At 45.7% G+C, this 2,175-nt stretch carries 2 protein-coding genes; one reads left to right on the top strand and one right to left on the bottom strand.

What is annotated here, in order from left to right:
• Positions 1 to 208: 208 nt before the first annotated feature.
• Positions 209 to 1,096: a LysR family transcriptional regulator gene (locus AC1DUA_RS34865; protein ID WP_477504097.1), complete on the bottom strand. Its 888-nt coding sequence runs from the start codon at positions 1,094 to 1,096 to the stop codon at positions 209 to 211.
• Positions 1,097 to 1,212: 116 nt separating this feature from the next.
• On the opposite strand from AC1DUA_RS34865, the gene AC1DUA_RS34860 reads away from it, so the two are divergent.
• Positions 1,213 to 2,175 (top strand): MFS transporter (locus AC1DUA_RS34860; protein WP_477504096.1); only part of this gene is annotated, 963 nt, incomplete at its 3' end.

Genomic DNA, 2,175 nt, shown 5'->3' with positions numbered 1-2,175 from the left:
GCATCTTTCCCTTCTAATAAGCCTAACTTATTAGTTATATAGTTAACTTTTCTGCTTCGTTCACAATTGTACCTCTTTTCATTAAGCAAATCTGCCTTTTTTTACGTGGAAAAGGCCGCCGGTTTAATTTCGCCGCGGCCTTTTTATGATGAGCAGCCAATCGATTAGCTAGCTGCACATCGGTAGAGATCACAATCCTATGAATGAGTTAAATGGTCTGGTTGGACAGCTCCTCGAAATATTCTACAACGATCTCACGAAATTCCAGAGCAGCCGGCGATATATAACGACTCCTGTGCCACAACAATGCGATTTCCCGCACAACTTCGTGAGTCTCTATCTGGAGATATTTGATTTGTGCTCGTTCATTCCTTGCCGTGCTTGGTATGAAGGCGATGCCAATCTCAGCTTCCACCAGATTGACCAGTCTTGCCGGTTCATCCCCCTCGTAAACATAATGAGGTACAAATCCAGCCGATCTGCATACCGCATCCATTAAATCGCGTGTACCGTAGCCGATCTTTACCCCGACAAACCATTCATCCCTCAGCTCAGTCAAGGATACGCTGCTTCGGTCCGCCAGCCGATGCCTCAATGGAACGGCGACAAGAATGGGGTCGATGTACAAGACTTTACATTCAATCTCATCCCGTTCGATAGGAGGCGATGACAAACAATAATCTACCTCACCTCTCTCCAGAAGCATAACCATCTCCTGCGTGCTCAGCATTTGCACATGAAATTGAATATTGGGCCGCTTTTTCCGAAATTTCCGAAGAATGTTGTGCAAGACGCTTGCGCTAGTCACTCCTAATTCAAGTGTGCCATGATCGGGACTGGATAAATCGCTAAGCTCCAGCTTCCCCTGTTCCAATTCGAACAAAGCCCTTTCTGCACGCCGAAGAAATCTTCTTCCGAACTCATTCAATTGCAGCTTCCTACCTATTCGATCAAATAGCAAGACCCCTAGATCATCCTCCAGGCGTTGTATCGTTTTGCTTAATGACGATTGCGTGACGTGCAGACTTCGGGCAGCTTCAGTCACATGCTCCGAACGAGCTACCGCGAGAAAATAGTGCAGTTGAAGAAGTTCCAATTTCGCACACTCCATTCATTCCTTCTAGTCAATGAGATTATAGCATGCAATGCGTTGGAATAAATAACAGATTTCTTGTACGATGACGATAAGAATCATAGAAAGGATTGAACGTCATGAATCGTAAACTCATTGTTTATATTGTTGCGTTTGCTGCATTTCTTGGGCCTTTCACGCAAACCATTTACACCCCGGTGTTACCCGAAGTTGCTAGTCAACTCCACTCCACCTCATTCGTCGTAAACTTGACGATTTCCGTGTTTACCTTATTTCTTGCCATCATGCAGATGATCTATGGACCGCTTACTGACTCAAAGGGGCGCCGTAAAGTCATTCTTTTCGGTATATCGCTGTATGTTCTCGCTTCGGTTGGGTGTTATTTCTCCTACAGCATAGAGCTGCTTCTGGTTTTCCGAGCATTGCAGGCTATCGGAATCGCTGCAGGATCCGTCGTTGCCGTTACGGTAATCAGTGACTTGTTCGATGGCAAAGAACGCGGCCAAGCGATGGGAACCTTTCAGATGTTGGTTTCATTAGGCCCTGTGCTGGGACCCGTCATTGGCGGTTTCCTGAGCGGGTTGTTCAATTTTCACTCCGTATTTCTCGCTCTTGCAGCAACAGGTATGCTTGTGCTGGTTTTCAACTACCTATATTTGAAGGAAACAAAGCCGGACAACGTCCAAGCAGGCCGCTTTCAACTGCGGGATTTTGCAGTGATTCTTCAGAATCGGATCGGATCGTCTATTATTTATCTTGGTTTTATTCAATATTATGTATTTTACGATTTTCTTATCTTCTTGCCGAACATCTTGAGCGATCGTTACGGCTTGTCGGCTGAGCAAAAAGGACTGGTTTTTCTGCCTTTGTCGCTTTGCATCGTGGTCAGCAGTTATTTAGGGGGGAAAATCCAATCCCGGATGGATGGAGAAAAGCTGCTCGTTCTGACGACTTATCTAATGGCCATTTCGGTGTTGTTTTTCCTCATCTTTTACTCGATTTCATTAGCTTGGCTGCTGGCTGGAATTATCTTCTTCGGGTTATCCCTTGGCTTCTCGCTCCCCGTGCAGACTACACTACTA

The sequence above is a fragment of the Paenibacillus sp. 01T422 genome (genome assembly GCF_056398785.1).
Note: the sequence above shows the minus strand (reverse complement) of the source record. Positions and strands in the feature narration are given on the sequence as shown.